The following is a 22,637-nucleotide window of genomic DNA, read 5'->3' as shown; positions in this document are numbered from 1 at the left end:
ACCGCGCCGCCGTCAGAGCAGCGGGATCACCATCAGGGTCGTGCAGACCGCATTCGCCAGCATGCCGGCCGCCGCCATCGCCGCCATGTCGCCGCCGCGGGGGGCGGCATGGGCCACGCCGATCGCATGGCTGGTGAGGCCAAGGGTGAAGCCGGTGACGCGGTCGTCGTCGCGCAGGCCCGCCAGACGGGTCAGCGCCAGGCGGGCCAGCAGCGGCGTCGCCATCGCCCCGAACAGCCCGTTGCCCAGAATGCCGAGCATGGTGACGTCCATGGTGCTGCCCAGGCTTTGTGCCAGCGGGATCGCGACCGGCGCCGTGACCGCGCGCAGGCCCAGCCCCAGCTGATCGGGCAGGGGCAGGCTCAGCAGCGGGCCGATCAGGAAGATGCCGAGGAACGAGGTGGCGCCGCCGGCGATCGTGCCGGCCACCAGCGGCCGCCAGACCGCGCGCAGATAGACCCGCATCCGCCAGAGCGGCACGGCCATGGCGGCGGTCGCCGGCAACAGCGCGGCCGACAGGGGCGTGGTCGCGCGGCCGTAGTCACCGACCGGAAGATCGATCGCCGTCAGTACGCCGGTGATCAGCACCGCCGCGGTCAGCACCGGGGTCAGAAAGGCGGAGCCTCGCGCCGCCGCCCACAAGCGCCGCGCCGCGGCCCAGGCCGCGAAGGTGAGCGCCAGCAGGGCCAGCGTCTGCCAGGACAGCGCCCCGGCCCAGGCCAGAAGCTCGGTGACCGGATCAGCCATGTCCCCGATCCCCGCGCTCCGCCGCCGGCATCGGCGGCTGCCGCCTCAGGCGGGTGAACACGCCCACCGTCACCGCCACCGTCACCGGCAGGGTCAGGCCGATGGCGAGCAGCAGCCCCGGCAGCCGCCCGGGATCTTCCACCATCGCCTGCAGGGCCCGGGTGGCGGGCGGGATGAGGAACAGCCCCAGCAGCGGCAGCAGAACATCCCCCGCCGCCTCTACCGGCCGCCGCGCCGCGGGCAGCCAGGCCAGCACCGCCAGTACGATCGGCACCGCCAGAATCTGCCCCGGCAGCCCGATCCCGGTCACCGCCGACAGCCAGCTGCCGGCCATGCAGGCCAGAACGAACCCGACCACCCCGACGCAGACCGCGCCGGCCTTCTTCCACCCCGTCACCATGGACCCCTTCGCGATGCTGTGCGTGGCGGCGGGCAGTATGCATCAGCGGAGGGGGGAAGGGGTAATGCGGTTGGGGCGGGGCGCTTGGGGCGGGGCGGTTGGGGCGGGGGTGGTATCGGCCGGTTGTCCTGGAAAGCGGCCGGGGCCTTGCCGCTATGGCGTGGATCGCTTAGTCTTTAGAACGATTGGTGAACGAGGTGCGCTATGGCGGACGTCGAGAAGATGACGGTTGTCCTGCCGCCAGACATGGCAGGGGCCGTCCGTGATGCAGTGCAGACGGGCCAATACGCCTCGACCAGCGAGGTGATCGGCGAGGCCGTGCGCGAATGGCACGATCGTCGCGATCTGCTGGGCTACACGGTCGACGAATTGCGCGATCTGGTTCAGGCCGGTATCGACAGCGGCCCGTCGATCGACGCCGAAGAGGTCTTCGCGGGGCTTCGCGAGAGGTTGCGCGTGCGCCTTTCCGACGACAGATCCCGACGTCCCGACGACATATGAAGCTTCGGCTTCTTCCGCAGGCGGCGGCGGATCTGGAAGGCATTGCGCTCTATGTCGCCGATCATAACCCGCGCGCCGCCTTTGCACTCGTCGAGGCGATCGAGAGCCGTTTCCGTCAGATCCTGATCTATCCCCTGTCCGGCCGCCGCCGCGATGATCTGGGCCCTGGCGTGCGCCATGTGGTGGCGGGATCCTATCTGGTGCTCTATCGGGTCAGGCCGGGCGTCGTGGAAATTTTGCGTGTGCTTCATGGGCGGCGCGGTATTGGCGGTCATAAACTGGGATGAGACGGTGCGGGCCGCCAGGCCAGCCCGAACCCGACCGTCCCGACGCAGACCGCGCCGGCCTTCTTCCACCCCGTCACCATGGACCCCTTCACGATGCTGTGCGTGGCGGCGGGCAGTATGCATCAGGGGAGGGGGAAGGGGTAATGCGGTTGTCACCTCCCGGCCCTTGCGGCAGAGAGGCTGCGCCCCGTGCCGGGCATGAAGACCGTTCCCGAGAAACAGAGACCGGCGATGACCACGCAGAACCAGCCTGGCGACAGGTACGGTGTCATGACGGCATACAGGCCCGACACCGCGAAGATTCCAAGATTGAGCAGGCTGGCGTGATAGGAATTGATCGTGCTGCGCCACCGTTCGGAGAGATGGTTCAGCCGTGCGTGGTGAAGCGGCCCCGCGGCCCCGTAGCCGAAGGCCCAGGGTGTTCCCGCAACTGCCAGAAGATAGGGTGAGCCCGCGGGCAGGGCGAAGAGGGCGATGCCGATGGCCGAGGCGGCAGCAAGGGCCGGCAGCGCCCGGCCCGGCCAGCGCCGTTCAAGGGCATGGCCGCTGAGATTGCCGAGGATGACGACAAACCCGAACCATGCCGCGATGAGCCCCGCCCCCGCGGTCGTGATCGGCAGGCTGCGGGCCGCGACATTGGCCACGATGGCGCCGAAGCCGGCGGCACATCCCAGCCACAGAAAGCTGGTCGCAAGGCCGGACCGCACGCCTGGCGTTCGCAGGGCGGCGCCATGCGTGGCGAAGAAGGATGCCGGACGCCCCCGCTTGCCCGGCGGGCACAGGGCGACCACCCCGATGGCGCAGAGAAACGCCGTCGCGCCAAGGGCATGATAGGCATGTTGCCAGCCTGTGCCGCTCGCCATCCAGCCGGCCACGACCGGTGTGATCACGAAAGACGCCATCAGCCCGACGAAGACCCGTGCGATCCACCGGCCGATATCGTCGGGCGGTGCCTGGTCGGCGACGATGGTCAAGGCGTTGGGCTGGATGATCGCGGCGCTGCACCCCGCCAGGCCCGACAGCCAGACCGCGATGGTGAGGCTGCCGCAATGCGGCAGGATCGAGAGCGTGACGGCCTGACCGAGAAGGCCGGCCGTCAGCATCCGTTTCCGCCCCAGGCGGTCGGCGAGCGGGCCTGCGGCAAGTGCGACCGCCGCGTAAACCAGACCATAGGCGGCGGGAAGCAGAGCGATGCGGCTGGACGGCACGCCGAAATGGGCGCCCATCACGGTCATCATCGGCCCGGCGACGACTTCCGCCGAACCGATGATGAACAGGCAGACCCACAGCACTGCGAACCAGGCGCCCATCTCCCCGCTTTCGTGGCCCCCGCTTCGCCGGTCCCGGTTTTGATGGGCGCCTTTCAAGGCACTGGTCGACGTCAACAGCCCCCCTCCGGACCGGCACCGGGCCGCATGCCGAGGAGCGAAAAAAGCTCCAGCCTCGCCCCGGGATCTTCCCGGAAAACGCCGGTCATCCGGCTGGTGATCATCGCGACGCCCGGCTTGTGCACGCCGCGCGTGGTCATGCACTGGTGCGATCCCTCGACGATCACTGCAACGCCGCGCGGTTCAAGAACCGTGGTGATGGCATTGGCGATCTGCGCCGTCATTTTCTCCTGGATGGTGAATCGTTTCGCATAGCCTTCGACGACACGCGCCAGTTTCGAGATGCCCACGACCCGGGTCCGGGGCAGATACGCGACATGGGCGGTTCCCATCACAGGCACCATATGGTGCTCGCAATGGCTTTCGAACCGGATGTCGCGCAGCGCCACGATTTCGTCGTAGCCTTCAATCTCTTCGAATGTTCGCCTGAGAACGTCTTGCGGCTCCATCGCATAGCCGGCGAAGAATTCGCCATAGGAGCGCACGACCCGGTCCGGCGTCCCCAGCAATCCTTCGCGGTCCGGATCATCACCTGCCCAGCGGAGCAGCGTCCGCACGGCTTCTTCCGCCTCGGCGGCGGTTGGTCGCAGGTCGGCCGCGACCGATACGGCGTCCAACATGGTCGATCCCCCGTCGCACAATCCTAGAAGAAATGAATTTCCAGCTTGATGTCTTCGATATAGTCCCAGTCGATGCCGTCGACGCGGAAGCTGGTTGCATCGTAGACGCCGTCGTCATAGGTGTCGTCGGGATCGATCGTCAGGCCGGCGCAGACATATTTGCGCAGATAATCGCCGTCGGTCGGCACGATGGCGTTCTTGCCATAGCCCGAGACGTCGACAATGTAGTTGATATCCCCGGCCTCATAGGTCCGCACCACTTTCTCGCCCTTGGCAAAGCCGATATGGCGGAGCAGGTCGGTCGCGAAATTATTGGCGCCGACTTCGAACGACACCCGATCCTTGCGCTTCTGGTCGGTCATCTCCGGCGGCGCATCGAGCCCGTTGGCCTGGCCTTCGGTTTCATAATAGTGCAGCGCGGATTGCACGCCGCGCAGATCGTATATGTAGGCATAGCGCTCGATCTTCTTGTCCTTCGCCGCGCAGATGAAGAAATAGTGCCCCAGGCTGTGCAGAAGCATGAACATCCGCGACGACAGCGACACGCCCTGCGCGAAGGTGATATCGCGCCCCTTGATGATGGTCTTGATGTTGAGCGGATGCCCGGCCGCCTCGCTGTATCGCAGCCCGTACATGCGGGCCAGCTGATCGCAGGCGGCCTGATAGTCCTCTGGCGTGACGAGCGCCAGGACGTCGCGGATGTCATCGTCGGTCGCGGCGGTGGGGGCGGCGGCGGGGCGTAAGTTCTCGGAGACCAGCGACATAGGTCTTCTCCTTGCACAACGAACGGGTCGGATCTGCTCTGCGGGTCTTCGGACGATGTCGTCGTGGTGGACCGTGAAGCCCGCCGTCAGGCGCACCGGTTTGAAGGCACCAGGATCCGCGACTGTCAGATGCCGGAGGGCAGCGGTGGCGCACGGCCGTCCATAATGGCATAGGACATTAATGTATTGTCATAACTCAATCATAATGTCATAAATGTTGATGTTCAAGGACAATCAAGGTTGATGAATTCGCCGGATGAATCTCATTAAGCTATTGATATATAATATTATGTAACGCCGATTGCCGCGAGGAGCACGATGTTTCGGCCGTCGTGCCGGCGGCCATCATTGCGTTCCAGGTGTCACTGAGTCGGGAGTCTGGCAGGATTCATATTGTCCGGACAAATCCCCTTGCGCCCACCCCCGCCCTCTGCATACAGTAAATTGTCCAGACAAAACGGCCGCGCCCCAGCCGGCCGGGCACAAGCAACAATCAGGGAGACGAGTCGTGGACGATCAGCGCATCATGCAGCGGACCAGCCATCTGCACGTCAATTCGGCCGATGTGGTGCCGGAAGTGATCAACCGGGTAGAGGGGGTCGAGGAACAGGGGCATGTCACGGTCAGGAAAATGGCCGTGGGGGAGCATATCCTGTTTCTGGAAGTGTTCCGCAAGAAAGGCCTGATCGATCCGGTGCACAAGCACATGGATCACGAGACCGTTGCCTATCTGATCAGCGGCAAGATGCGGCTGGTGATTGGCGGTGAGGAATTTATTGCCACCCCCGGCAGTTCCTGGGTCCATCCGGTGGGTGTCGAGCATTACAGCGAGGCGCTGGAGGATTGCCTTCAGGTCGAGGTGAAGTCGCCGCCGCGCAAGACCTGGGAGTGAGGGCCGTGGCGACGCTTGCAACCCATCACCCGGCGCCGCTGTATACAGGCGCCGGCCTTCCCACCCGGCCGCGCTGGCGATCGGCCGCCGAAGCGCCGTTGACCGCGGACAGCCTGCGCGCGCTGCTGGATGACGAGATCCCGGCGATCCGCATCCCCGGCTTCGCGAGCCCTGCCGAATGCGCGGCCTTTGCGCAGGCGGTCTCGGAAGCGGAGCTTTCCTATTACAGCGTCAAGCGGCGGATCGGCTATATCGGCCTCGCCCAGTACGAATATCGCTGGGACCGGCCCAAATCCGACTATTTCCGCGATGCCACGGCGGTCGAGGCGCGGCGCGATGCGGTGCAGGCCCGGGCCTTCGATGCGGTCGGGCGGCTGATCGACCGGCTGGCGGCGGTGAGCCCCGCCGGGGTCGGCATCGCCGAAGAGGCCGGCGGGCGCTATTACGCCGGCATCATCCGGCATGCCTCGGAGGGCGTGGATCTGCATGCCGACTGGGCGCCGGTCAACTCACCCGCCTATGACATCGCGGCGATCGATGCGCAGCTTGGCTGGAATTTCTATGCCCAGGAGCTGGTGGATGGGGGCGAGACCACCGTTCATCACGCGCCCTGGGATCCCGTCCACGCGCCGGGCGAGATCCCGCAGAGCTACGGCCTGCCGGCCGATACCGTGGCCGGCGCCGAGCGCTTCACCTTCCGGGCGGTTGCGGGCGACGTGGTCATCTTCAACACCCGCAACCCGCACGAGATCGCCGGCGGCCGCGCCGCCCCGGGCCATGACCGCATCTCCATCGGCTCCTTCATCGGCCGCCTGCCCTCGGGCCGCCTGGTTCTGTGGTCGTGATGGATGACAATCACCAACCTCAACCAATCCTGGCTCCCAGCCGCCATTGAGGCGGCGGCCAAGGGTGCGGAGCACCCGCCCGGCGAGGGGCTAAAAGACCCGGCGGCGGCCAAGGGTGCGGCAGCACCCGCTTGGGCCGAGGGACGGAAAAGACTCCCCCAGCCGCCATTGAGGCGGCGGCCAAGGGTGCGGAGCACCCGCCCGGCGAGGGGCTAAAAAGACTCGGTGCCCGCTTGGGCCGAGGGGCTAACGCAAATATGAAAGAGACTCACATGGGCGACAGTCTCGGGTGGCGTGCCAAGTTCGGCGTGCTGGTCCCCAGCACCAATACCAGTGTCCAGCCTGAATTCGACCGGATGGCGCCCCCTGGCGTCACCAGCCACATTGCCCGGATCGCGATCCCCAACATCGCGCTCCACAATGACGACGACTTCAACGAGCTGATCCGGCTGATCGCCGAGGCCCAGATGGCCGCGGTGGACAGCGTGATGTCCTGCGAGCCCGACCGGCTGGTGCTCGGCATCTCGGCCGAAACCTTCTGGGACGGGCTCGCCGCCAGCCGCCGGCTGAAGGCGGAGCTGGAGGCCCATACCGGGCTTCAGGTCTCGATGGGGTCCGATGCCTGCCAGGCCGCGCTCGGCCTTTACGGCGCGAAACGCATCGCGGTGATCACGCCCTATCAGCCGGTCGGCGACCGCAATGTCGTGCGCTTCTTCGAGGAATGCGGCTACGAGGTGCCCCGGATCAAGGGGCTGAAATGCGCAAGCCCGGTGAAGATCGCCCATGTCGGGGAGGCGGAGCTTGCCGCCGCGATCCGCGAGGTCGACGGGCCCGATGTCGACGCCGTGGTTCAGGTGGGCACCAACCTCGCCATGGCACGGCTGGCCGGTTTCGCCGAAACCTGGCTGGGCAAGCCGGTGATCGCGATCAACACCGCCATCTTCTGGCATGCCCTGCGCGCCCAGGGGATCGACGACCGGATCGATGGCTGGGGATCGCTGCTGCTGAAGCACTGAAGAAGGCTGTCATCGTGACGTCCCTCACCGACATCGAGACCGCCCCACCCGAAACCGCCCTGGCGCGTGCCTATGCCACCATCCGCACCGGCATTCTGGACGGCCGCTTCCGCCCCGGAGACCGCTTGCGGGAAGAGCATCTGGCCGAGACGGCGGGCGTCAGTCGCACACCGGTTCGCGAAGCGCTCCGCCGGCTCGCCACCGAAGGGCTGGTGGTGCTGACCCCCGGTCTCGGCGCCTTCGTGTCGAGCTGGAGCATCGGAGATCTGGAGGCGATCTTTGCGGTGCGGGCGCTGGTCGAGGCCGCCGTGGCCGAGCAGGCCGCCCGTCATCTGACGGCCGCCGATATCGACGCGCTGGAGGTGCTGGCGGCCCGCATGGAGGATCTGGCGGTCAGCCGACCGGCCGGCTTCCTCGACCGGATCACCGGTCTCAACCACGATTTCCATACCCGTATCGCCGCCGCCTGCGGCAATGACCGCCTGGCCGGGCTGCTGACCCAGACCGTCGATCTGATCCTGGTCCACCGCACCTTCCGGCGGTATCACGACCGCCAGCTTGCCCGCAGCATGGCCCATCACCGCGAGCTGGTGGATGCCTTCCGCGCGCGGGATGCCGATTGGGCGGGTGCCGTGATGCGCGCCCATGTCCATGCCGCCCGCCATGCGCTGGTGGCCGATCTTTCCCTCTCCCCCCCGGCCGAACCGAAAGCCCCCTGAATGCGACCGCTCGACAATGTCATCATCCTCGACTTCACCCATATGCTCTCGGGGCCCTATGGCACGATGCTGCTGGCCGATCTGGGCGCGCGCACCATCAAGATCGAGCCGGTGAAGACCGGCGAGGGCACCCGCAAGCTGCTGGCGAAGGATCCCGATCATTCGATCGAGGGCATGGGCGCCTATTTCCTCACCCTCGCCCGCAACAAGCAGTCGGTCGCCGTCGACCTGAAGACCGAAGAGGGCCGCGCGCTGGTTTATGATCTGGTGCGGAAGGCCGATGTCGTGGTCGACAATTACAGCCGCGGCGTCACCGGCCGACTGGGCATCGACCACGAGACGCTGTCGGCGATCAACCCGCGGATCATCACCTGTTCGGTCACCGGCTTCGGCGAGACCGGCCCCAATCCCGACCGGCCGGCCTTCGATCTGGTCGCCCAGGGCATCGGCGGCGGCATGTCGCTGACCGGCGAGGCGGGCGGTACGCCCCTGCGGGCGGGCATCCCGATCGGCGATCTGGGCGGCGGGCTGTTCGCCGCCATCGGCATTCTGGCGGCGCTCAACCAGCGCAACGTCACCGGCCAGGGCCAGCATATCGACATCTCGATGCTCGACTGCCAGCTGTCGATGCTGAACTACATGGCGACCATGCAGTCGCTGTCGGGCCGCGAGCCCGGCCGGTCGGGCAACGGCCATTTCGTCCATGTGCCCTACAACACCTATCGCACCAGAACCCGCCATGTGATCCTGGCGGTGATCACCGACCAGTTCTGGCAGCGGCTGGTCGATATTCTGGATGCGCCGGACCTGCGCAAGGAGGTCTATCTCACCCAGCCCGGCCGCTGGGCCGACCGCGATTTCATCAACGCCCGCCTGCAGGAGATCCTGGAGACCGAGAGCTGCGAGCACTGGCTGGCGCGGTTCGGCAACCAGATCCCCTGCGCACCGGTCAACGACATCGCCCATGCCATGGCCGACGAGCAGATCCGCGGCCGCGGCATGGTGGTGGAGGTGGCCCATCCCTCGGGACGGCGGGTCGAGATGCCGGGCAATCCGGTGAAGATGTCGGGCATGACCGAAGAGGTCTATACCCCGCCGCCGCTGCTCGGCACCCATACCGACGAGGTGCTGGACGAGCTGCTGGGGCTGGGCGCCGAGGCACGCGGCGCGCTGCGCGCCCGCGGCATCATCGGCTGAGGACCGGGAGGGGAGTAGAGCGGATGAGCGATCGCGTCACCATCACCGAGGTCGGGCTGCGCGACGGGCTGCAGAACCAGCCGGTCCATGTCGCCACCGCCGACAAGCTGCGCCTGGCCGGGCTGCTGCTGGAGGCCGGCCTCACCTCGCTGGAGGTCACCAGCTTCGTAAGCCCGAAGGCGGTGCCCCAGCTGGCCGATGCCGAGGCCCTGCTCGCCGGCCTGCCGGCACGGGCGGGCGTCGACTACATGGCGCTGGTGCCGAACATGCGCGGCTATGAGCGCGGCACCGCCGCCGGCGCCCGGGCGGTGGCGCTGGTGCTTTCGGCCACCGAGACGCTGAACCGGCGCAACATCAACATGTCGCTGGACCAGGCCCGCGCCGTCTGCTGCGAGGTGATCGGGCGGGCGAAGGCCGAGGGCGTTTTCGTGCGCGCCTATGTCGCCGCCGCCTGCGCCTGCCCTTACGAGGGGCAAACCCCGCTGGCCCGGGTGGTGGCGCTGACCGAAGAGATGTTCGCGGCCGGCGCCGATCAGGTCGCGATCGCCGACACGATCGGGGCCGGCAACCCGGCGCAGATCCGCGACATCGTCGCCGCACTGGCCGGCGGTGTCGGCACCGACCGGCTGGCCCTGCATCTGCACGACACCCGCGGCCTGGCGCTGGCCATGGCCTGGGCGGGGCTGGAGGCGGGCATCCGCCGCTTCGACGCCGCCTTCGGCGGCCTGGGCGGCTGCCCCTTCGCGCCCGGCGCCGCCGGCAATCTCGCCACCGAGGATCTGGTCTTCATGCTGAGCGAGGCCGGCATCGAGACCGGTATCGACTGGCGGCGGCTGTTCGATGCGGTCGCCCTGGCCGAAACCCTGCTCGACCGGCCATTGGGCGGGCGCATGGCGGCCTGGTGGCGCCAGGCACAGGCGAAGGAGGCGCAGGCGAAGGAAGCTGCCCGCCGGGAGATGCCGGCATGATCGTCGAGGAACGCTGCTACACCATCGCCCCCGCCCATCTGCGCGACTTCCTGACCGTGTTCGAGCGCGAGGGGCTGGGCATCATCCGGCCGATCCTGGGCAATCTGATCGGCTATTTCACCACCGAGGTCGGCATGATCAACGGCGTGGTCCATCTCTGGGGCTATGAGGACATGGCCGATCGCGAGAGGCGCCGCGCCGCACTCGCCGCCTCGGACGACTGGCGCGCCTTCCTGCCCAGGGTGACGCCGTTCATCCAGGCGATGGAAAACCGCATCCTGGTGCCCACCGCCTTCTCGCCGCTGCGCTGATTGCCCCCCCGTCCGGCATCGTCCCTTCCCATCGAGGATCCGCCCATGACCGCCGACACCGATCTCACCACGGACTATCAGGGCGCCGGCTTCATGGGCGCGCTCGGCTTCGGCCGGCGCCCGGCGCTGGTGATCGTCGATGTGGTCCAGGCCTATTTCGAGCCCGGCTCGCCGCTCTATGCCGGGGTGGAGGACATGCTGGCGGCCATCCACCGTCTGCTGGCCGCGGCCCGCACCGCCGGGATACCGGTGATCTTCACCAATGTCGAATACCAGGCGGGCGGCGCCGATGGCGGGCTGTTCTATCGCAAGGTCGCAGCGCTCAAGGTCTTCGACCGCGGCTCACCGCTCGGCCGCTTCGCCCGCGGGCTGGAGCCCGCGCCCGGCGAAATCGTGGTGACCAAACAATATGCCAGCGCCTTCTTCGGCACCTCGCTCGCCTCGACGCTGACGGCGCTCGGCGTGGATACCGCCATCATCACCGGTGTGAGCACCAGCGGCTGCGTCCGCGCCACCGCCCTCGACGCCCTCCAGCACGGCTTCATCCCCATCGTGGTCCGCGAAGCGGTGGGCGACCGGGCGCCGGGGCCGCATGAGGCCAATCTGTTCGATCTGCAGGCGAAATATGCCGATGTGGTGGGGGTGGAGGAGGTGATTGCGCGGTTGGGGGGTGAGGGGACCACCCCTCAATCCACAACATCTTGTGGCTGATGCTCCTTTCAGAAACGAAATCGGGGATGCCAAAGCCTCCCCGATCTCTGCTCTCATTCCACCGGCGTCATGGCGCCGGCGGAATATCGCCGAAGCATTTTCCAGTCTTGATCTCGGAGATGCGTCCTGGATTCACGTCATAGTCAGCAGCGATCCGGTTCAGGAACTCTCCGTTAAGGATGCGCCGCTTGATGAACGGAACATCAGAGGGAGATATCTTCCGAGAAGGTGTGCGATATGTCCGCATGTGCGGAACCTTTCTTCAAGGCGAAAGCACCTTGAATGAGAAGAGGTCCCCTGTTACCCTGAGTGTGTATGAAGGAGCTTTTAGGGGACTTACCTCCCTATTCGAAGTAGCTTGAGCGGTTATAACGATAGCTCCCTTCGGAAGGGCCCGGTGTTGGAAGCACCGGGCCCTTCGCTTTTCCGAAGGGAAGCAGACGGCATCCTAAACCCACTCGGCTTCGTGAGTCCAGGCATAGAAGCACGATCCATGAGCAGAAGTGCGTCTTCTGCAGTTGCTCCGGAAATCGTTCCTAGAGATTTTGCCTAGGCGTGCCGGGTGTACACAGAAGGTGTACAGATGTTTGCGTCACTCCGCAGTGCCGCAACGCGGAAGATTTTCCGCGCCATTTGCCGCTTGGCGTCCGAGCATTTCTATGCGGGGCAGTGTTTCAATCCACGCACCTGAGCCGCAGAAAACCTGGGGATCCGCTGTTGGATGTAACGTGGCGCATAGCATTCTATGTCAGAACTATCTGCAAATTGCTTTGCTCAAGGAAAGTCGCTACGCCAGATGTGACGGATGATCATGAGCGGGGACTGGCCCCTCATTTGGCGTAGGTGCCAGAGAATTTGTTATCGAGCATGACCATCATATCAGGTCCTGGCATTGAGCCGCGATATGGTGCCGGTATCGCCCCGCCCTAGCGTATCCAGAACGGCTTTGGCGGTGGCTGCATGCTTCTGTCTGGCCATGAGCGCGTCCTGTCTGACCGTTCGCGCCGTACGTCACGACTTCAGAATCTGAGAGACGGCTTGAATGGCAAGTCAGCTCGTATCGAGCCGACCTACTCAAGGGTAGTGGGCCTGACTATGAACCTGCTGACCGTGCTCGCCTTATTCCGTTTAGCGAGCGCTCACATTCATTATATTATGTGGCCATGAGAATCGGTGGACTGACAGTCGAGGCAGTATTCATAGATGATGGAAGGGCTTTGGATGAGCCAATCCGCGCTGACTCATACCTGCATTCGCTGTCAGAAACCGAATGGACCGAGTTGCGTGCCAAGGCAACCCGATCCCGTAAAACCGATAAGCCCCTTCTGCGGTGTGGTTGTTGCCGACACCCCGTCTATGCGCGGGAATCCACCAGGGGCCGCCGCCATTGTTATCATTTCGGTACGGAAGTTAAAAATTGCCTGTGGGCATCAGCGAATGCGCGAGATGTCCGATCGATAGACGCCGAGAAATTCGGCGGCAATCAAGAGAGCGATCGCCATAAAAAACTGAAAGCGATGATCCAGGAGAACCTGGAGTTTGATCCGGACACGGCCAGCGCCCGTGTCAGTCAGGAACAGTATATAAAAGGAGCGGGTGAGACGGGATATGCCTTCCCGGATGTTTTCGCGAAATCGTGGCGCGGTGATCCTGCAGCTTTCGAAATCCAGCTGGCGACAACCCAACTCCCGAACATCGTCCGTCGGGAAGATTTCTATGCAGCCAACGGCATCCGGCTGGTCTGGGTTGTCGACAGCTCCAACTGGCAATCTGACCGGCGGGCTTTCAAGGATATCTATCTGCGGAATGACGGCCAGATTCTTGGGCTGGATGACGAGGTTATGGCGGAGGCACGGAAGGTCGGTGCACCGCGTTTCAAGCTCCACCGGCTTCTACCAGGGGCGGTATCAGAGCAGTTTTCTCCAATGTGGAAAACAAAGATTGTTTCTCCAGAGGATTTGAACTGGGGAACAGCGGGTAGTCGTCCTCGATCAATTCATGCTTCTTATGATGCTTATCTGAATCGTCTCGTCGAGAGGGATAAAGAACTGGCCGGCGCCCGCGATAATTTTTACAAAGCATTGAAGATCAATGATCATGCCACGGCAGAAATAATATGGAATAAAGTTGCTACAAGATTCGGTGGCATGCAATGGGATGCGTTGGGTTCATCTTATGATCTAATGGCCGCATTCGGTGCATTGGCAACACTTCGTAGAAACGAAATTACTGTTCAAACGAGAATACATCTATCTGATCTGCCTAACCTTATCAATTCTCTATTGCTCGAACCGGTGAAGCGGCGCCGTTGGTCGCATGCCTTCAGATTGCTTGCCGATGTAGTCAGGCCGGGACTTCTGAAGGTGGAGTCCATCGCCCGAAAATGCGAACGCAATGAAGCCGAATATGGTGCTGTATCACCTCCGGACATGACCGCCGGCCAGGTGTTCAACGTGTTCTTTCCGGAAGGTGCTTTTGGCCGCTTGCAGTTTTCATTGGATGGTGGCCCGCGAAAAGGCGCGTAGGCCTCAGCCTGTGCGGCACGTCAACGCGCCGCACAGGTCTGCCCCTCAAACCTCCGGCGGACAACACGCCCCACCCACCGACACCAGCGGCGAGGTGCGCAGGATCCTCACCTGGCCCAGATCGCCCGCCAGCGGCGCGTCGAAGGCGCCGTTGGGTTCGGGGAGGAGTTCGATGGCGAGTGCGGTGAGCGGCGTGGCGTCGTCGAAGCCGAAGGCGGCGAGGCGGGCTTCGATGTCGGCCGTGGTCCAGGCGGCATGGCCGGTGGGCGGCAGGTGGCGGGCGACCGGGCGACCATGGGTCGGGCGGCGGGGGGCCGGGTGGGCACGGCGGAGGTCGAGCTGGATGTTGCGCCAGCTCTGGCCGTCGGCCTGCATGACCCGGCCGTAGAGCACGAACCAGATCTCGGTATTGGGCGGCTGGATGCGCATCACCCGGCCATCCTGCACCGCCACCGCATAGCCGGCGCTGGCGGTGATGCCGGCGCGGGTGCGGCGGATGGCGCAGGCGAGATCGGGCGCCGGGTGCTGCACGCCTTCGATCACCAGCGCCGGGCCGAAGCGGCCCTGGGCGGTGGACCAGAAGGGCGCCGCCTCGGTGCCCTGCGGATGGCCGACCCGGAATTCATAGGTGAAGAAGCCGAAGAGTTCCGGCGACTGGCTGGAGAGATTGGCCGGCAGCGGCAGGGCGTAATGCACGTCGCTGTCCACCGCCTTGATCAGGGGCTGCATGGCGTTCAGCCCGGCATGGTCGTCGCCCTGGCCGGGGCGGATCACCCGCACCGCCTCGGGGTCGAGGTCGAGCCCGGCATAGGGGGCGGGGTCGGCCGCCGGTTCCCAGCCCGGCATCAGCATCGGATCCGGGGTATGGTGCAGCACCCGGGCATAGATGATGTCGCGCGGGTCGCGGGCGGGGTCGGGTTCGAATTCCAGCCAGAGCATGCGCCGCCGCCGGCCGGTCGCCTCGTAATCGCCAAGGATGGTGTAGTCGGAAAAGGCATGGCCGGCCGAGACCAGTTTCGGCGCCACCTTGGGCGCGGTTGCGACCGGCAGCCGGGTTTCCACCTCCACCGATTGCGTGCCGCCATCGTCGAAACGCGCGGTCAGCCTATAGGTCAGACGGACCTCGTAAGGGTGGCCGTCGGGGCCGGTGGGCGGTTCCAGCGCGTCGAGGAAGACCAGATCCAGGCTCTCGCGGTCGGGGGCGGCCCTGAGCGCCTGGCCGTTGATCGCATGATCGACCGATATGCTTCCGAGCGACCGGGTCGAGATCTGGCCGATCGGCAGCAGCTCCACCCGCCGCGAGACGGTGACGGCGGGGCTGGACAACCCCGTCCAGCTCCAGTCGCGATCCAGCCTGAGGCGCACCAGGTTCAGCCAGACCTGTTCCAGCTCCACCGGGCTGGTCAGGGTCAGCGCGCCGCCATCGGGCGCCAGGTGATGTTTCAGCCCGGCGCAGCCGAATACCGTGCGCCGGCCGGGGACGCCGTAGAGCGTGCCGTCCTCTGCCACCAGCCCGGTTGCGGCGGCAAGCCGTGTGACCATCAGCTTCGTGGCCCCCGGCTGGGCGGCCGCCACCGCGGTTTCGGCCGCGCGCGGCACTTCCGGTTGCAGGAAGACCGAGGCCAGACGCTCCTGATCGGTGGTCGGCGCAAACAGTGGCGGTTCGGGCGAGAGCGGCACCGTCACCGTGCCCGGCCACAGCTCTCCCGGGCTGCCCAGACGCGCGGCCTCAGACCCGAAATAGCCCGGATCCGCACGGCCCAGCGCCCGCACCAGCACCCGGACATTGCGGCCGCGCGGCACCACCACCGGCCCGGCGCCGGGCAGGCCGCCATCCATCGGCCAGGCGATGTCGGAAAGGCGCGCGCAATCCACCCAGTCGAGGGTGAGGTCCAGCACCGCCGGGGCGGCCGGATCGACCAGCGCCGGGAAGGCGCGGGTGGTGCGGTAAAGCTCGGTGAAGCTGGCATCGCCGCCGGCCGGGTCGAAGCGCGGCGCCTGGACCAGGACGCGGATCTCCAGCAGCTCGGCATCCGGATCGGGCATGTCGGGCACCACCCAGGCGGCCGGTGGCCGGCCCTGATTGGCGCGGCCGATCGCCGCCAGATGGTCGAAGGCACCGGGGAAGCCGGTGAACACCGCCTGTGGATAGCCGATCCGCGGCCGCTGGATCTGGAAATGCCGGGGCGTGTGGGCGCCGGCCCCGTCCAGGTCGCGGCTGCGCACCGGGCCGGGGGGGATCATCCGGCGGAAGGCCTGGCGTGCCACCGGCGCCGCGGCCGGGTTGACCGGATCGGTATCCGCCGCCGGGCCGCCACCGGTGGTATCGGCCAGCCGCACGCGGAATTCGTAGTCGCGGCCATAGCGCAGCGGCACCGCATCGGCACCGGTGCCGGAATAGGGCAGCGCCGCGGTTCGCGCCGGCCCGCGCAGCAGCACTTCGTCATCGCCGGGGGCGACCAGCGAGCCGCCGGCCCAGCGGGCGAAAAAGACCGGCAGCCAGAACTGGCCGGCAACGGTCATGGGGTGAACCTCGACGATGCCCTCGGCATCGAATGCGGGGATCGCCGCACCGCCGACCGTGAAGCCGGGCGAGGTGACCGCCTGCAGCGAGGTCCAGCCGGCATCGCCGGCCGCCCGCACATCGACACGGTAGCCGAAGACGGCACTCGGCGCCTCAGGGGGAAGAGAGCCGTCCATCTCGGTGCCGATGGCACGGTTGGTGGCGACCAGCGTGTCCTCGTCGTCCCAGGCCAGCTGAATGCCCGGGTCGAGCCGGAGCGGCGGGCCGCCGGCCGCGTCTTCGGCGCTGCCATCGGCATGGATCGGCTGGCGGGCATGAACGATCTTGGCGAAGCCGTCGTCGAAGACGGCCGCTTCCGGAAAGACCTGGTCGAGCGGCCCCAGCGCCGCCGCCGCCGCGGCATCCGCCGCCACGGGGAAGAGGGTGGCGGTGAAAACCGGCCGGGGCTCCGCCCGGTCCAGCCGGGGCAGGCGGGTGGCGTAGAGCTTCGCCCAGCCCGGATCGGCGGCGGCCTCGGCCGCGAAGGGATGGCCGGCCGCCAGCGAGAAGAACAGCCAGCCGCCCGGATGGGCCTGGCCCGGCGCCGGTTCCGGCAGGTCGAGCGTGACGGTATGGATGAGCCCGGCGGCGCGGGCGATCGGCGGCTGGCGCAGCAGCACCGCGAAGCCTTCGCCCCAGCTCATCTCGTCGGTTTCGGGCGGGGTGGGGCGCGCCGGGGGCGGCGGGCATTTCAGCAGGCAGTGATAGGTGTCGTCGATCGAGGCGAGCGGTGTTTTCGGCGCCACGAAACCATGAGAGCGGCGATAGCTGAGCGGCAGGTATTTGCGCAGCCGGAAGTCGTTGCTGCGGACATGCACCGTCTCGGGCAGGGTGAGCTTGAATTCCGTGCGCAGCCAGTCGAACAGCGCCGCCTGGTCCGGCGGCGGCGGCAGATCGAAGACCTGCGCCCCGGCCGGCACGTCGGCCAGGGTCGCCACCCGCCCGGGATCATCCGAGATATGGGCGGCAAGACGCAGCGTCGTGCCCTGGAAGGCCGGGGCGGTGGGGGGCCCCAGCGGCTGGGCCGGGTCGCCCACCGGCACCAGCAGCAGGTTCACCGTCAGGCGGCCGGCGGGTGCGTCCCAGGACTGAAGGAAAGGCAGAATCGACAGGCGGGGTGCGGCCATGGCCGGAGCCTCCTCAGAGCATGTCTTCCTTGGAAAAACCGATACTGGCCTTGATCGAGAAGAACACGATCTTGACGTAGATGCCGACCTCACCTTCATAGGCGGCGTAGTCGCCGTCGACCTTCTTCACGATCATCAGCGAGAATTCGCCATAGACGCCGACGGTGACGACCTTCAGGTCGACCTTGGCATCGAAGAACACGAAGCCGCCGAAGCCCCAGTCGCCCTCATAGACGATCACCGGGCCGATACCGACCGAGGCTTCGGCCTTGAACGGCCCCAGCTTGCCGCCGACGCCGATGCCGATATAGGCCTTCAGCTCGAACGACGCCTTGGAGAAACTGCCGACCACTGCACCACCGCCCGAGGGGTCGGTGGTCAGCTGCGGCATATAGGTCTTGCCGCCGAGCCCGAATTCGGCGCCATAGACCACTTTCCAGGGCGTCATCGGGATCTCGCCCTCCAGCCCGATCGAGATGCCGCCGCCGACGAATTCGACCGGCGCCTCGGTGGGCGGGCTGCCGGCGGGCAGCAGGTCGGGCGGAATGTCGACCTCGTCGGTGCCGGCCTCGAACACGCCGCCGACCTTCAGATGCAGGGGGCCGAGTTCGACCTCCTTCTCGGCCACGGTCTTCAGCTTGACCTTGTATTTGAGATTGGTGGCCGCCAGGTCGACCGGCGCGATTTCCGGACGCGACGAGAAGCCGGGCAGGAAGGTCATGATGCTTTCCAGCACCGGATGCATCAGCGAATGGATGGCCGTGAGCCGGGGCCTGAGCGTGCTGCCGCCCACGATGTCGGTCTGCAGGCCGGTGACGTCGGTCAGCCCCAGAATATCGGTCCAGACTTTCACCCTGGGCATGGTCAGCGACCAGCCGTCCTCGTCGATCGAGAGCGTGATCGAGCTTGCGCCGTAATCGATCCGGCTGCCGGCATCGGCATCGTCCGAGAGCACGATCTGTATCGGCCCCGGTGCCATGGCCACCGGCGGCATCAGCCGGAAGCGGCCATTGGCCGGGTTGACCCTCAGGCGATGGCTGCCGACGCCGCCGAGCGGGATGGCGGCATCGGGATGCGGGAAGACCCCGGCACCGGTGGTGCGGGCAAAGACATCGGCGAACAGCGCCGGCAGGCCGGCGGTGATGTCGGAACTGCCGATCTGGATCCGGGGCCGCCGGAAGGCGAAAGCATGGGTGGGCGTGGTCTGGACGAAGGCGTAATCGGTGCGCGGGTTGGCGCCTGCGAACAGATCCTGCGGATCCTGGAAGGTGAGGATGGGGGCGGCTGCGGGCACGTGGATGCGATCGCCCAAGGGCGTGCCGGCCTCGCCCGCGCGCAGCACCGCCACGCCGTCGGGGGCGGCCACCGCCTCGCCCGGCTGGTCGGGATGGGCCGGGCCGGGGAAGGCCGCCACCGACCAGGCACCGTTGCCCGCGCCGAATTGCGGCGCGCCGCCGAGTGCGCCGACGATGGCCGGGTTGGGACCGTTCCAGGCTGCGGCCGCCTCTATCCGCTTCAGCCGCATCCGGAAGCCGGACGCATCCAACGGCAACGACACCTCTACCGGCCCGCCCGCCGGACCATAGACGCGGAGCAACTGGTCGAGTTCGCCGGGGGTGATCGGGTCGCCCACCGGCAGCAGATGCAGCCAGCCCAGCATGCCGCGCACGGGGGTGCGGGTATGGGCGGCATCGGTGCCGATCTCGGCCACCGCATCGAAATACATCGGCAGCACCCGCCCGCCCGCGGGCAGATCGATCGCCGGCCGGTCGGACGGCCGGATGCGGGTGACGTCGTAAATCCCGCGGATCAACCCCGGATGGACCTCGTAATCGGGGGCGACCGGCGCGCCGCCGCCTTCGGGCACATGGCGGAAATCGAACAGCCCGGCGGATGCCGCCTGCCAGCCGCTGTCGCGGCGCAGCACCCCGCCTCCGCCGCGGCGTTCGATGGTGACCGTGCGCGTCGCCCTGATCCCCCAGGGGTAGATGACGCTGACGAATTTCACCACCTCCAGCGCCGTGCGCCCGACCATCACCTGGAACTGAACCTTGGCCGCCTCGGCGAAGGCGGCAAAGGGGTTGCCCCAGTCGCTGAAGGTGCTGCTGCCATAGCCCGACAGATCGAGCCGGGTGACCGGCACCCGGGGGCGGAACAGGGTGAATTCATTGTTGAACATCGCCTCCACCGCGCCGTCGGCACCGGCGGTGGCGCCCAGCACCGAAATGTTGAGCGGCGCGCCCGAGGCAAGATCGACACCATTGGGCGTCTGGGTGGCGAGGCCGCGGAAGCTGGCGCTCTGCCGGGGCGGCGCCGCGGTCGGCGTGCCGGCGCGCAGGCTCAGCTGATGGCCGCCTTCAAGCGGCCCGCCCTGATGGAACCGCGGTCGCAGCATGGTGGCGGTATCGGCCGCGGCATCGGCATCGGCGGCGCCCTTCATCTCGATCTTCGCCATCATGCCGAAGGGCAGGGTGGTCAGCACCTCCAGCGGGTCGCCGCTGCCGAAGCCGGCGACCATCTCTTCCAGGGCCAGATCGGGAATGGCCGGCCGCAGTTTCGCGGCGCCCCGGATCATCGCCGGCCCGCCGTCGCCCGCCGAGGCGAGCGGGGTGGGGAACCAGCCGAGCGTCGCCAGATCCTGATCCGCATCCAGCGTGCGCACCGGTTCCCACTGGATCTGGGGCAGGGCGAAGACCCTGAGACCGGTCTTGAACCGCAGCCCCTCGATCTGCGCCGTGCCGCCGGGCAGGGGCACGGCATGGGTCAGGGGCTGGTCGCGTCTCGTCTCGAATGCCACGCCGATCTGATGGCGCCGGGTCGAGACGTCGAGCAGCGCCACGCCCGGCCGCCGGCCCAGCGTGCCCACCCGGTCGTTGAAGCCCGCCTGTGCCTTGGGCCAGACCTCGTTGCCCTTGAACTTTTCGGCGGCACGGCGGGCGCGGTCGCGGATGGCCTGCTGGGCCTCGCCGTGAAGCCCCGTGCCCTGGGCGGTCTGGCCGGCCAGTTCGCGATCGGGCAGGCGTGCCGGCCGTTGATCGGGCTTGGACGGCAGGTCGCAGCCCAGCAGGGGCGGCGGCAGGTCGCCGGCGAAGGCGAGGGCCGGTGGGCCGTCGCCCGACCAGCTGACGGCGGCACGCAGCACCCCTTCGGGTGCGGCCGCCCCGGCCTGGGGCAGTGGCAGCCCGCCCGCGCAGGACGAAACATAGGGGTCGGGCAGGGTGGGCAGCCAGTTCAGCAGGCCGAAGACCAGATCCAGCGTGCCGGCCCGGATCACGCCATCGGCATCGACCGTGCCGGAAACCCGGTAGATCGCCGGCAGACCGGTCGCCAGCACGGCGTTTTCCACCACCAGGCGCAGGCTGCCCGGGGCATCGCCGGCAAAACCGGTCGCCATCAGATCGGCCCGCAGCTGCCCCGCTTCTTCGGAAATCATCACCATGGCGGCGACCGGGCGGGTGGCGACCGGCCGGCCGGCATGGTCGCGCGGACAGGCGAGCCGTTCGGCCAGCCGGGCCTCGGCCATGGCGAAATGCCGACCGGCGCCGGCGCAGCCGATCACCACCGCACCGGCGGTGGCGAGTGTGGCGGTGATGCCCTGGCGGCCGGCGATGTCGGCCCCCAGCGCCCAGAGATCGAAGCGGGTCGCGGCCCCCGGATCGGCGGCGGCGCTGCGGTCGATCAGCATGAAAACGCCCTGGCCGATCAGCAGCGTGGGATCGGTGATCCGCACCCGGCCATTCAGCCCCGCCCAGCCGACCTGCGGATCGCCCTTCAGCGCCAGGCACCAATGGCCGCTGGTGCTGGCCTGGGGCAGGGTTTCGGGGGCGGCGTTCACCACCACCGGGATCAGCCAGCCGCCGCGGGCGATGCGGAAACCGGCATCGAAACCGGCCACCCGCCAGTCGATCCCGGCGGCATCGATTGCCGTGGGGGCGATGTCGGCCGGGAACCAGAGGCCGTTTTCGGCGGCATGCCACACCACCTTTTCCGCCGGCTCCACGACATGGGTGGTGCCGCCGAACCGCGCCTCGCCGCCGTCCAGTGCAACCGTCGCCTTGCCGCCGTCGATGGTGATGGTGAGCTTGGCGGGTGCCGTGATCGCCGCATCCGGGCAGGTATTGGCCGGGTCGGGTTCATAGCCCAGTTCCAGCACGATTTCGCCCCTGGGCGGGGCGGCGATGGCGGTGCCGGTGGTGGTGGCCGCGGCGAACCGGGCGGTGCCGCCCCGAACCGGCAGCCCGGCCCAGCCCTTCGCCGGTGCCTTGCTGGAGAACAGCCCCGCCGCGATCCAGACCGTGCCGGCGGTGATGTTGATCGCGATCTGATCGCGCATCCGCCGCGCCGAGCCGCCCGGGACCAGCATCAGCGGTGTCGTTTCACCCTTCGGGATCACCGGCGTCAGCTTGCCCGCCTCGAACACATCGACGAACAGCCGCCGCCCGTCCAGATCGACGAACGGCCCGGCCACCCTGGACGGCGCCAGCCCGCGCAGATCCGCCGCCGGCCCGATCCCGGCCATGGCCAGCACCGAAAACGCATCCTGCGGCCGCGCCGCCAGGATGTTCGCGCCCCCGGTCTCGATCTTTCCGGCCAGCACGCCGAGATCTGCCGCCGGGGTCCGCCGATCGGCCTTCAGGCCGGGCAAAAGGCGGGCGATCCCCGCCATCGGGTCATCCTGAGGCATCCGTCCCTCCCGGATCGATACACTATCAATAGTTGTATGATGTTGTCAGGAAGACTGTACGAAGCGGGCGGATGTGAGGCCCGTCACACAGACCGTAGCGCAATCTATATGCGAAGAGTGAGTCGAATCATTTCAATGGAGGGCGAAAAATTGGCGTGAAATATGCACTTGCAGAAGATGGGGATCAATCATGTGCATATTATCGAACATGATGATCGACTGTTGACGATGCAACTATAAATTGTGTTGATCGATGGGGGGCGGCATGGGTCGCCCGGCAGCCGGGCCCCCCCGCTTGCCTTCTCGTGCGGGTTGACGGGATACTGCGGTACCTTTGCTGGCGGAAGTGGTTGCCGGGCACCGTGGTGCCGG

At 67.1% G+C, this 22,637-nt stretch carries 18 protein-coding genes; 11 read left to right on the top strand and 7 right to left on the bottom strand.

Annotated elements, in window-relative coordinates:
• Positions 1 to 12: 12 nt before the first annotated feature.
• Together P7L68_RS04780 and P7L68_RS04775 are read right to left on the bottom strand one after the other, a co-directional pair.
• Entirely contained in the window at positions 13 to 747 is a 735-nt protein-coding gene (locus P7L68_RS04780; protein WP_371999473.1) for an LrgB family protein, read from the bottom strand.
• Positions 740 to 1,147, bottom strand: a complete 408-nt coding sequence (locus tag P7L68_RS04775) for a CidA/LrgA family protein (protein ID WP_371999471.1) — start codon at positions 1,145 to 1,147, stop codon at positions 740 to 742. Before P7L68_RS04775 ends, P7L68_RS04780 begins: the two co-directional genes overlap by 8 nt.
• Before the next feature lie 204 nt (positions 1,148 to 1,351).
• Between P7L68_RS04775 and P7L68_RS04770 the strand changes: the two genes are divergently transcribed.
• Positions 1,352 to 1,648 (top strand): type II toxin-antitoxin system ParD family antitoxin, encoded by a 297-nt coding sequence (locus P7L68_RS04770; protein ID WP_371999469.1) that lies wholly within the window; start codon positions 1,352 to 1,354, stop codon positions 1,646 to 1,648.
• Positions 1,645 to 1,935 carry a type II toxin-antitoxin system RelE/ParE family toxin gene (locus P7L68_RS04765; RefSeq protein ID WP_371999467.1) on the top strand — a complete coding sequence of 97 codons (291 nt, stop codon included), beginning with the start codon at positions 1,645 to 1,647 and terminating at the stop codon, positions 1,933 to 1,935. The genes P7L68_RS04770 and P7L68_RS04765 overlap by 4 nt, the downstream gene beginning before the upstream one ends.
• A 152-nt stretch (positions 1,936 to 2,087) precedes the next feature.
• Here P7L68_RS04765 and P7L68_RS04760 read toward each other — a convergent pair whose 3' ends face one another.
• The 3 genes from P7L68_RS04760 to P7L68_RS04750 all read right to left on the bottom strand — a co-directional run bounded on the left by P7L68_RS04760 (position 2,088) and on the right by P7L68_RS04750 (position 4,707).
• Positions 2,088 to 3,245: an MFS transporter gene (locus tag P7L68_RS04760; protein ID WP_371999466.1), complete on the bottom strand. Its 1,158-nt coding sequence runs from the start codon at positions 3,243 to 3,245 to the stop codon at positions 2,088 to 2,090.
• Between the two features lie 71 nt (positions 3,246 to 3,316).
• Complete coding sequence (gene folE, locus P7L68_RS04755; protein ID WP_371999465.1) at positions 3,317 to 3,943, bottom strand: GTP cyclohydrolase I FolE; 627 nt, start codon at positions 3,941 to 3,943, stop codon at positions 3,317 to 3,319.
• A gap of 23 nt (positions 3,944 to 3,966) precedes the next feature.
• On the bottom strand, positions 3,967 to 4,707 hold the full coding sequence (locus P7L68_RS04750) for a hypothetical protein (protein WP_371999463.1): 741 nt from the start codon (positions 4,705 to 4,707) through the stop codon (positions 3,967 to 3,969).
• A gap of 508 nt (positions 4,708 to 5,215) precedes the next feature.
• Here P7L68_RS04750 and P7L68_RS04745 point away from each other — a divergent pair.
• From P7L68_RS04745 to P7L68_RS04705, 9 genes are all read left to right on the top strand, one after another.
• Positions 5,216 to 5,599: a cupin domain-containing protein gene (locus P7L68_RS04745; protein WP_371999462.1), complete on the top strand. Its 384-nt coding sequence runs from the start codon at positions 5,216 to 5,218 to the stop codon at positions 5,597 to 5,599.
• 5 nt (positions 5,600 to 5,604) lie between these two features.
• Positions 5,605 to 6,444 (top strand): hypothetical protein, encoded by an 840-nt coding sequence (locus P7L68_RS04740; RefSeq protein ID WP_371999461.1) that lies wholly within the window; start codon positions 5,605 to 5,607, stop codon positions 6,442 to 6,444.
• 272 nt (positions 6,445 to 6,716) lie between these two features.
• Entirely contained in the window at positions 6,717 to 7,460 is a 744-nt protein-coding gene (locus P7L68_RS04735; protein ID WP_371999460.1) for an arylmalonate decarboxylase, read from the top strand.
• A gap of 14 nt (positions 7,461 to 7,474) precedes the next feature.
• On the top strand, positions 7,475 to 8,179 hold the full coding sequence (locus P7L68_RS04730) for a GntR family transcriptional regulator (protein ID WP_371999459.1): 705 nt from the start codon (positions 7,475 to 7,477) through the stop codon (positions 8,177 to 8,179).
• The gene (locus P7L68_RS04725; RefSeq protein WP_371999458.1) at positions 8,180 to 9,376 is read left to right on the top strand and encodes a CaiB/BaiF CoA transferase family protein; all 1,197 of its coding nucleotides are present in this window, start codon (positions 8,180 to 8,182) and stop codon (positions 9,374 to 9,376) included.
• Between the two features lie 23 nt (positions 9,377 to 9,399).
• Positions 9,400 to 10,344 (top strand): hydroxymethylglutaryl-CoA lyase, encoded by a 945-nt coding sequence (locus P7L68_RS04720; protein WP_371999457.1) that lies wholly within the window; start codon positions 9,400 to 9,402, stop codon positions 10,342 to 10,344.
• A complete protein-coding gene (locus tag P7L68_RS04715; RefSeq protein ID WP_371999455.1) occupies positions 10,341 to 10,655 on the top strand; it encodes an NIPSNAP family protein in 315 nt (104 codons plus the stop codon). Before P7L68_RS04720 ends, P7L68_RS04715 begins: the two co-directional genes overlap by 4 nt.
• Before the next feature lie 45 nt (positions 10,656 to 10,700).
• The gene (locus P7L68_RS04710; protein WP_371999454.1) at positions 10,701 to 11,366 is read left to right on the top strand and encodes an N-carbamoylsarcosine amidohydrolase; all 666 of its coding nucleotides are present in this window, start codon (positions 10,701 to 10,703) and stop codon (positions 11,364 to 11,366) included.
• Positions 11,367 to 12,646: 1,280 nt separating this feature from the next.
• Positions 12,647 to 13,891, top strand: coding sequence for a DUF6035 family protein (locus tag P7L68_RS04705; RefSeq protein ID WP_371999452.1), 1,245 nt, complete (start codon positions 12,647 to 12,649; stop codon positions 13,889 to 13,891).
• Positions 13,892 to 13,936: 45 nt separating this feature from the next.
• Here the strand turns inward: P7L68_RS04705 and P7L68_RS04700 are convergent, their stop codons facing one another.
• Both P7L68_RS04700 and P7L68_RS04695 read right to left on the bottom strand, forming a co-directional pair.
• Positions 13,937 to 17,581 carry a hypothetical protein gene (locus P7L68_RS04700; RefSeq protein ID WP_371999450.1) on the bottom strand — a complete coding sequence of 1,215 codons (3,645 nt, stop codon included), beginning with the start codon at positions 17,579 to 17,581 and terminating at the stop codon, positions 13,937 to 13,939.
• Between the two features lie 13 nt (positions 17,582 to 17,594).
• Entirely contained in the window at positions 17,595 to 22,265 is a 4,671-nt protein-coding gene (locus P7L68_RS04695) for a hypothetical protein (protein ID WP_371999447.1), read from the bottom strand.
• Between the last annotated feature and the right edge of the window lie 372 nt (positions 22,266 to 22,637).

Origin of the sequence: Tistrella mobilis (assembly GCF_041468085.1) — a bacterium.
Classification (GTDB): Bacteria; Pseudomonadota; Alphaproteobacteria; order Tistrellales; family Tistrellaceae; genus Tistrella; species Tistrella mobilis_A.
Note: the sequence above shows the minus strand (reverse complement) of the source record. Positions and strands in the feature narration are given on the sequence as shown.